7 protein-coding genes are annotated in these 8,342 nt (G+C 70.0%); 3 read left to right on the top strand and 4 right to left on the bottom strand.

Features of this window, described 5'->3' with window-relative positions; genetic code table 11:
- From ACAH41_RS06640 to ACAH41_RS06625, 4 genes are all read right to left on the bottom strand, one after another.
- Window positions 1-3,055 (bottom strand): SNF2-related protein (locus tag ACAH41_RS06640; protein ID WP_370538226.1); only part of this gene is annotated, 3,055 nt, incomplete at its 3' end.
- Window positions 3,056-3,137: 82 nt separating this feature from the next.
- The gene (gene serS / locus ACAH41_RS06635; RefSeq protein ID WP_325648479.1) at window positions 3,138-4,466 is read right to left on the bottom strand and encodes a serine--tRNA ligase; all 1,329 of its coding nucleotides are present in this window, start codon (window positions 4,464-4,466) and stop codon (window positions 3,138-3,140) included.
- Between the two features lie 109 nt (window positions 4,467-4,575).
- Window positions 4,576-5,571 (bottom strand): 4-hydroxy-3-methylbut-2-enyl diphosphate reductase, encoded by a 996-nt coding sequence (gene ispH / locus ACAH41_RS06630; RefSeq protein WP_325648481.1) that lies wholly within the window; start codon window positions 5,569-5,571, stop codon window positions 4,576-4,578.
- An 8-nt stretch (window positions 5,572-5,579) separates the two neighbouring features.
- Window positions 5,580-6,023 carry an FKBP-type peptidyl-prolyl cis-trans isomerase gene (locus ACAH41_RS06625; protein ID WP_325648483.1) on the bottom strand — a complete coding sequence of 148 codons (444 nt, stop codon included), beginning with the start codon at window positions 6,021-6,023 and terminating at the stop codon, window positions 5,580-5,582.
- 120 nt (window positions 6,024-6,143) lie between these two features.
- Between ACAH41_RS06625 and radC the strand changes: the two genes are divergently transcribed.
- From radC to ACAH41_RS06610, 3 genes are all read left to right on the top strand, one after another.
- Window positions 6,144-6,818 (top strand): DNA repair protein RadC, encoded by a 675-nt coding sequence (gene radC / locus ACAH41_RS06620; protein ID WP_325648485.1) that lies wholly within the window; start codon window positions 6,144-6,146, stop codon window positions 6,816-6,818.
- A gap of 112 nt (window positions 6,819-6,930) precedes the next feature.
- Window positions 6,931-7,656, top strand: a complete 726-nt coding sequence (locus ACAH41_RS06615; protein WP_370538225.1) for a Smr/MutS family protein — start codon at window positions 6,931-6,933, stop codon at window positions 7,654-7,656.
- A 57-nt stretch (window positions 7,657-7,713) separates the two neighbouring features.
- The gene (locus tag ACAH41_RS06610) at window positions 7,714-8,250 is read left to right on the top strand and encodes a redoxin domain-containing protein (protein WP_325648486.1); all 537 of its coding nucleotides are present in this window, start codon (window positions 7,714-7,716) and stop codon (window positions 8,248-8,250) included.
- Window positions 8,251-8,342: the final 92 nt, after the last annotated feature.

Below are 8,342 nucleotides of genomic sequence, written 5' to 3'. Positions count from 1 at the left end.
GCGCGAAGCGGCGCGCTTCGGCGCGCCAGTTGCCGACCACCGAGGTGGGCGCGACCACCAGCGCCGGGCCCTTGGCTGCGCGCGACAGCAACACCGCCAGCGCCTGCAGCGTCTTGCCCAGGCCCATGTCGTCGGCCAGGCAGGCACCGAGGCCGGCCGAGGCCAGGCGCATGGCCCACTCGAAGCCTTCTTCCTGGTACGGCCGCAGGCTGGCCTGCAGCGTGGCCGGCAAGGCGGGCACGACGCGCCGGGCTTCGTCCAGCTCTTCCAGTCGACGGGCAAACGCGTCGTCGACCGTCAGCTGGCTGCCCTCGGCAAGATCCTGCAGCCAGGGTGCCGCGACCTTGGGCAGGCGCAGCGAGCTCAGGTCGTCCTTGCCGGCTTTGGCTTCGGCCACCGCGGCCAGGTCGGCCAGGCGCTCGCGCAGCTCTTGGGTGAGCGCCAAATAGCGGCCGTCGCCCAGTGGCACGAAGCGGCTCTTGGCGCCGCTGTGCAGGCCCATCAGCTGCTGCAGGCTGAGCACCAGTGCTTCGTCGACGGCCAGGTCACCGTCCAGCGCCAACCATTCCTGGCGCGTGTGCACCCGCAGCGCCAGTTGAGCCAGACCGGCGGTGTCCACGCGCAAGGCTTTGCCCTGCGGCCAGTCCAACGCCTGCAGCGCGTTCAGCGGGCGCAGGCGCTCGACCAGCGTCAGCGCCTGCTCGGCCTCGTCCAGCAGCCATTCGCAGGGCGCACCGGCGGGCAGCGGCGGCAGCATCGGGCAGGCATCCAGCACGGTCTCCAAATGCTCGCGCTCGGCCGCGAGGTCGCGCTGCACGCCGATGGTTTCGCCTTTGACCGCGGCGACGACGCGCGCGCGGCCACCGCCCGGCACCAGGCGCGGGCCGTCGTCGGCATGGTCAGGGCCAAACGGCGCAGCGACCAGGCGCAGCTGCAGGCCATCGCCGACGGGAGACAGTTCGGCGCGCAGCCGCGAGTCGGCAGTCAGTTCGCGCGCGGCCTGTGCGCTCTGTGCTTCGTCGCTGTGGATGCGGAAATGCGTGCCCAGGCCGGTCAGCACTTCCTGCAGCTGGGCCACGCCTTGCTGCGGAATGTCCAGGCCTTCAGGGCCGAGCAACTGCGCCACGCGTTTTTGCGCCGGCGTCAGGCGGATCAGCCGCGCGCGCTGCGGGCTGTCTCGCACCACGGTGATCAGGCGCAACTGGTCCAGCTCTTTCTGCTCGGCGGCGCTGCCGGACCAGCGCGGCGTGGCCTCGTCTGCCACCACCTGCAGCGTGGGCCACAGGCGCACGCGCAGGCGCTCGCCTTCACGGGTCACGTCCAGTTCGGGGCCGGCTTCGGTCAGCTCGACCTTCATCTCCGGCGCGTCGTCGAACACCAGGCCTGGGTGGCCGACCAGCGCCGCGACAGCGGCGGACAGCTCGAAACGCACCTGGCGGCTGTAGGCCTCCTGCTTGAGCGTGCGGGCCACGCGGGCGTCGTGCGGCGGCAGCGACTCTGCCGTGCGCTGCAGCCGCGTCAACGGCACGTCCTTGGGCTTGCCCCAACCGCGCACGCCGCGCTTCTGCTCCATGGCCTGGAGGTCCAGCACCTGGCCTTGGCGGCCCAGCTCCAACACCCACAGCAACTGGGTCTCATCCGACGAGGCCGTCCCGGCGGCGGGCTCGGGCGCGACGACCGCACGCAACGCATCCAGCGCCACTTCCCAGCGCTCGCGTGCGCCGCGGATGAAAAACACCGTCTGCACCCGCTCGCCTGACAGCACGTCCAGCGCAGCGCGCAGTTGCCCGCCGAGGAAGGCCAACCCTGCCCCATCAAGCTGGGCTTGCAGCCGCTGCGCGGCGTCCATCTCGTCGATGGACAGTGGCTCCGGCTGCGCGCCTTCCTTGAGCCAGGCGCGCATCAGCCAACGCCACAGGTCCAGCGGCGAGGTCTGTACCCTGCCGCCCAGCGTGTAGGGACGGAAGGGCCCCAGCTCGCGCGGCACGTCGCCCAGCCGCATCTGGATGGCGAGTGCAATGAAGCCGTACGGCCCGTCCAGCACCGGCTCGCGCTTGCCGCCTTCGGCCAGGCAGAACTTCAGCGCTTTGCGCAGCTGCTCCGGGCCAGCCTGGGCCAGCAGCGCCATGGGATACCAAGGGCCGATGACGGTCGAGACAAAACGACTGCGCTTGCCGCTGATCTTGCGCAGCACCGCCAGGCTGGCCTCGAAGCAGGTTTCGGCCTCGGCCCACTGGCCGGCATGGGCAAGCTCCACGCCGCGCAGGCATTCCCGCATGGCCAGCCGGCCCGGCAGGGTGGCATCGGTCTGGCCTTCAGGCGCGGGGCGCAGTGCGGGCGCCAGCAATTCGTCCAGCTGGGACAGTTCACCGGTGCAGCAGAAGGCCTCGGCCAGGCACCAGCGCAGCAGGTTGGTGGACACCGGTTCGCTGGGCTGGCGGGCGGATTCCTGCAGCAGTGCAGTGACCGTGGCCGGCAGGTCCATGCCGACCGGCAGGCGCCAGTTGTGGGTCCAGCCCATCACCAGGTCCAACAGGGCCAGCGCACGCAATTCGACGTGCAGCCAGTCGACCAAGGGCGCGCTCATCAAGCCTTCCAGCACGGCAGGCAGCAGCTGCTCGACCGTGTCGCAGCCCCAGGGCAGGCGCGGCTCCAGTTGGCGCAGCTTCGCCAGCTCGGCGCCGCTGAGCGCCTCCAGGCGCAGGCGGGCCACGGCGGCCTCGACCGACGGCAGGCGCCCGTCGTAGCGCGACTGGCCGATGCTGATCGCCGGGTAGCCATCGACCATCGCCAGCGTGCTGCGCAGGGTTTCCAGCGGCAGGTCCAGCAGGGTGGACCAGGCGGGGGCAAGCGCTTGCGGCGCGGGCGTCCAGAATCCCGTGCGGCGCAGGTCCTGCTCGACCCAGCCGGACTTGGCCAGGCCTTGCAGCGTCAGGCGGATCGCGTCTTGCGTGGGCCGACGGCCGGACTCGCTTCGCAGCGTCGGCTCGGCCAGCAGCTCGAAGACCCAGGTGCGCGGGCGCGGCGCGGCGCCCAGCGCCAGCGCCGTGAGCACTTCACGGGCCAGCGGCGGGAGCGTGTCCCAGCGGGTCTCGCCTGCGGGCAGCAGGTCGTCGTTCGGCGCGATCAGAGGAACCTCAAGGTTTCAGCACCGTCTGGTCGCCCATGTAGGGCTGCAATGCGTCTGGCACCAGCACCGAGCCGTCGGCCTGCTGGTAGTTTTCCAGCACGGCCACCAGCGCCCGGCCAACCGCCAGGCCGGAGCCGTTGAGCGTGTGCACGAACTCGGTCTTGCCCTGGGCATTCTTGAAGCGGGCCTGCATGCGGCGGGCCTGGAAGTCGCCCATGTTCGAGCAGGAGCTGATCTCGCGGTAGGTGTTCTGCGCCGGCACCCACACTTCGAGGTCATAGGTCTTGGTGGCGCCAAAGCCCATGTCGCCGCTGCACAGCAGCATCACGCGGTACGGCAGGCCCAGCTTCTGCAGGATGGCTTCGGCGTGGCGGGTCATCGCCTCCAGCGCGTCCTGGCTCTGGTCGGGCGCGGTGACCTGCACCATCTCGACCTTGTCGAACTGGTGCTGGCGGATCAGGCCGCGGGTGTCGCGGCCGGCCGAGCCGGCTTCCGAACGGAAGCACGGGCTGTGCGCGGTGAGCTTCACCGGCAGCTGGTCGGCCGCCAGGATCTGCTCGCGCACGGTGTTGGTCAGCGAGATTTCCGAGGTCGAGATCAGGTACTGCTCGGCCTGGGTTTCGTCGCCGCCGCGGCTGACCCAGAACATGTCTTCCTTGAACTTCGGCAGCTGACCGGTGCCTTCAAGGATCTCGCGGTTGACGATGTACGGCGTGTAGCACTCGGTGTAGCCGTGGTGCAGCGTGTGCTGGTCCAGCATGAACTGGGCAAGCGCGCGGTGCAGCCGGGCGACCGGGCCCTTCATGAAGGTGAAGCGCGAGCCGCTGAGCTTGGCGCCGGTCTCGAAGTCCAGGCCCAGCGGGGCGCCCAGGTCCACGTGGTCGCGCACCGGGAAGTCGAAGCTGCGTGGGCCTTCGCCGTTCGGGCTCCAGGCGCGCACTTCGACGTTGCCACCTTCGTCCACGCCCACTGGCACCGATTCATGCGGCAGGTTGGGCACGCCCATCAGCATCAGCGCCAGCTCGCCTTGCAGCGCTTCCAGGCGCTCGGCGCCGGCCTTCTGCTCGTCGCCGATGGCATTGACTTCGTTCATCAGCTCGGTGACCTGGGCGCCGGTGTCTTCGCCCTTGGCGGCCTTGCCCTTCAACATGCCGATCTGCTTGGACAGGCTGTTGCGCCGGGCCTGCAGTTCCTCGGTCCGCATCTGCAGCTGCTTGCGCTCGGCTTCCAGGGTGACAAAGCGGGTTTCGTCGAGGAAGGGCTGCGGGTCCTTGCGGGTGGCGAGGCGGGCCAGGACGGCGGGCAGGTCGCGCCGCAGCAGGCTGATGTCTAGCATGGGATGCTTTCTACGAATGCGGTGGGGCCGGTGGGCCCGGAACAAGAAGGGTCGCGCGCGGCCAGCGGCCACGCGGCAGGAAACGGCACGGTGGTGGGCAGGCGCCAGCTCAAGATCGCGACGCCGCGAACTCGGCCATGGATTTGTCGCCGAGGCCCTTGGGCAGCGGGAACTCAATGGTTTCCTGCACGCCAGGCAAACGGCGAACGGACACCGAGCCCAGCGCCTTCAGGCGGGCGATGACCTGCTGCACCAGCACGTCGGGTGCCGAAGCGCCGGCCGTCAGCCCCACACGCGGACGGTTTTCCAGCCAGCCGGGCTGCAGGTCGTCTGCTGAATCCACCATGTAGGCCGGCGTGCCCAGGCGCTCGGCCAGCTCGCGCAGGCGGTTGCTGTTGGAACTGGTGGGACTGCCGACGACGATCACCACGTCCACCTTGGGCGCCAGCACCTTGACGGCGTCCTGGCGGTTCTGGGTGGCGTAGCAGATGTCCTGCTGCTTGGGCTCGCGCACGTTCGGGAAACGCGCCTTCACGGCGGCCAGGATCTCGGCCGCGTCGTCCACGCTGAGCGTGGTCTGCGTGACGACGGCGAGCTGGTCCGGCTTGGTGACTGGCGCCGTGGCCACGTCCGCCACGTCTTCGACCAGAAAGATGCCTTCCATCAGCTGGCCCATCGTGCCTTCGACTTCGGGGTGGCCCTTGTGGCCGATCATGATGAACTGGAAGCCTTCGCGGGCCAGCTTGGCCACTTCGACGTGCACCTTGGTGACCAGCGGGCAGGTCGCATCGTAGATCTGGAAACCGCGCGCCGCAGCCTCCTGCTGCACGGCCTTGGACACGCCGTGGGCCGAGAAGATCAGCGTGGCGCCAGGCGGCACGTCGGACAGTTCCTCGATGAAGATCGCGCCCTTCTGCTTGAGGTCGTTGACCACGTAGGTGTTGTGCACGATCTCGTGGCGCACGTAGATGGGCGCGCCGAACTTGACCAGCGCGCGCTCGACGATCTCGATGGCACGGTCCACGCCGGCGCAGAAGCCGCGCGGCTCGGCCAGCAGGATGTCACCGGGCTGGGCCTCGGTCACCGGCGTCAAGAGGGCGTTCACAGGGGAGTTCATAGCACGCCAATCACCTGCACCTCGAAGGTCACGGCAGCGCCGGCCAGCGGGTGGTTGAAGTCGAACAGCAACCAGTCGTCGCCCAGCTCGCGGATCACGCCGGCAAAGCGGCCGGTGCCGTCCGGCGTGGGGAACTCGACCACATCGCCCAGATGGTACTCGGCCTGCGGGTCGCCATGCTCGGCCAGCAGGCCGCGCTTGACGCGCTGCAGCATCTCCGGGTTACGCGGGCCAAAGGCCTCGCCCGGTTCGAGCACGAAGCTCGTGCGCACGCCCTCCTCCAGGCTCAGCAAACGCGCCTCGATGGCGGGTGCCAGCTGGCCGGCGCCCAGCGTCAGCGTGGCGGGCTTGTCGTTGAAGGTGGTGACGACGTCGGCGCCGTCCGGGCCCGCGAGCCGGTAGTGCAAAGTCAGGAAGGATCCCGGCTGGATGGTGTTCACAAGGCGCTGCCTGTACTGGTAATCTGGGCGCGATTTTAAGGGCCGCCCCGAACGGGCACGGGCTGGCCGCACAACAGCCGCACCACACAGCGTGCGAACACACACCCAGGGAGGGCGCCCATGGACATGAAAGACATGCCGGCTGCATTGCGGCCGCGCGAAAAACTGCTGGCCCAAGGCCCCGCAGCGCTGGCCGACACCGAGCTGCTGGCACTGCTGCTGCGCACCGGCATCCAGGGCAAAGGCGTGCTGGCGATGGCCGGCGAACTGCTCGCCAGCTTCGATGGCTTCGGCGGCCTGCTGCAGGCCAGCGCGGACGATTTCCGCCGCGTCAAGGGACTGGGCCCGGCCAAGCGTGCCGAGCTGGCCGCGGTGATGGAGATGGCCCGCCGCGCACTGCTGCAGCCGATGCAGCGGGGCCCGGTGTTCGACAGCCCCGGCCGCGTCAAGGACTTCGTGTCGCTGCAACTCGCGCGCCGCGAACAGGAGGTCTTCGGGGTGCTGTTCCTGGACAGCCAGCACCGGCTGATCGAGTGGCGCGAGCTGTTCCATGGCACGCTGTCGCAGACCAGCGTCTACCCGCGCGAGATCGTCAAGCAGGCGCTGGCGCTGAATGCCGGCGCGCTGATCCTGGCGCACAACCACCCTTCCGGCCTGGCCGAGCCGTCCAAGGCAGACGAGTACCTGACGCAGTCGCTGAAGGCTGCGCTGCAGATGGTGGACGTGCGGGTGCTGGACCATCTTGTGGTGGGTGCCGGCCAGGTGGTGAGCTTCGCGGAACGTGGGCTGATCTGACCCGCTGCTGCTGACCCGCCGGGACAGTCGGGTAGCGTGGCTGTTGTAGGCTTGGCAACAGTGAGCAGCCGCTGAATGGGCTGCCAAACGGATTGGCCAGCGAGGATGTGCCGTGAAAGTCAATGGCCTGAAGGAGTTGGGGCGGCTGCGCGACGCCTTGCGCGAGGCCGAGGCGCTGGCCGCCGCCGAGCGCGCGCGCCAGGATGCCGAGCGGGCCCGCCGCGAGCGCGAGCGCAACCTGTTCACCAGCAGCGTGGGTCCCGTGCGGCCGATGAAGCCCAGCGGCCGCGCCCAGCCCAGCCGCACGCTGCCGTCGCCGGAGCCGCGCCAGCGCGAGCTGGACGAGCAGGCGGCGCTGCGCGAGGCGCTGTCCGACGAGGTCGACGTGGAATCGCTGCTGCTGACCGACGACGGGCTGAGCTACCGCCGGCCGGACGTCAGCGAGGCCGTGCTGGCCAAGCTGCGCAAGGGCCACTGGTCGATCCAGGGCGAGCTGGACCTGCACGGCATGCGGCGCGACGAAGCGCGCGACACGCTGTCCGACTTCATTCGCCTGGCCCACCAGCACAGTCGCCGCTGCCTGCGCGTGGTGCACGGCAAGGGCCACGGCTCACCGGGCCGCGAACCGGTGCTGAAGTCCAAGGTGCAGCGCTGGCTGGCGCAGCGGCGCGAGGTGATCGCCTTTGCCCAGGCCGCCGGGCCGCAGGGTGGTGCCGGCGCGCTGATCGTGCTGCTGGGCAGCCGGGATGGCCAGCGGCCGGGACAGCGGCGAGCCCCGCAGCCCGAAAACGACATGGCCCAGCACCCCTCGCCAGGGGTTTTCGGGCAGCGCCTGTAAGTTCGCGGCGCCTGGATCGACAAAGCAGCTTCCCTGCTGCTTCTTGAAGGCCTCCCCATGTTCCACCGCCGCGCCGTCCCTTTCGCCCGCCTGCTTGGCGCGCTGCTGCTGGCAACCTGCCTGGGCTCGGCGCTGGCAAGTTCGCCGGTGGCGCCGCCGGCAGGCAGCCCGCTGCTGTTGCAAGGCATGCCGCTGGAAGCCGGGCCGGCGTTTTCGCTCAGCAGCCTGCGGGGCCAGGTGGTGCTGGTGTACTACTGGCACACCGGCTGCGCCGTGTGCCTGGACAAGCTGCCCGAGTTGCGTGCCAACGTGACCGGCTGGCGCAACCGGCCGTTCACGCTGGTGATGGTGCAGGTGGACCACCAGCGCGAGCAGGCGCAGCGCTACTGGCAGGTGCTGATGCAGGCGCAACCACAGGCGCGCCAGGGCCCGGTGCTGTGGCGCGACGGACCGGGCTTTGCCGACAACCTGCACGGCGAGCCGCAACACTGGCCGTTGTCGGTGCTGGTGGACACCCAGGGCCGGGTGGCCGACAGCTGGGAAGGCCGGATTCCGGCCGATGCCTGGGACCGGATCGCCGACCTGCTGCCCTGAGCCGGCGAACCCCGCGGCGCGCAACTGCAGCCGCCGCACGGCCGCCCCGAAGGCGGCTGCGCAACCCGCTCGTCGGGTGGTTCGCTGTACCC

The organism is Ideonella sp., assembly GCF_041287625.1.
Taxonomy (GTDB): domain Bacteria; phylum Pseudomonadota; class Gammaproteobacteria; order Burkholderiales; family Burkholderiaceae_C; genus Ideonella.
The sequence above is the reverse complement of the archived record's forward strand: the minus strand, read 5'-3'. Positions and strand labels throughout refer to the sequence as shown.

What these genes read in the sequence shown, in the direction of transcription:
- serS (WP_325648479.1), bottom strand. Translation starts at nt 4,466, where the DNA reads ATGCTAGACATCAGCCTGCTGCGGCGCGACCTGCCCGCCGTCCTGGCC.
- radC (WP_325648485.1), top strand. Translation starts at nt 6,144, where the DNA reads ATGGACATGAAAGACATGCCGGCTGCATTGCGGCCGCGCGAAAAACTG.
- ACAH41_RS06610 (WP_325648486.1), top strand. Translation starts at nt 7,714, where the DNA reads ATGTTCCACCGCCGCGCCGTCCCTTTCGCCCGCCTGCTTGGCGCGCTG.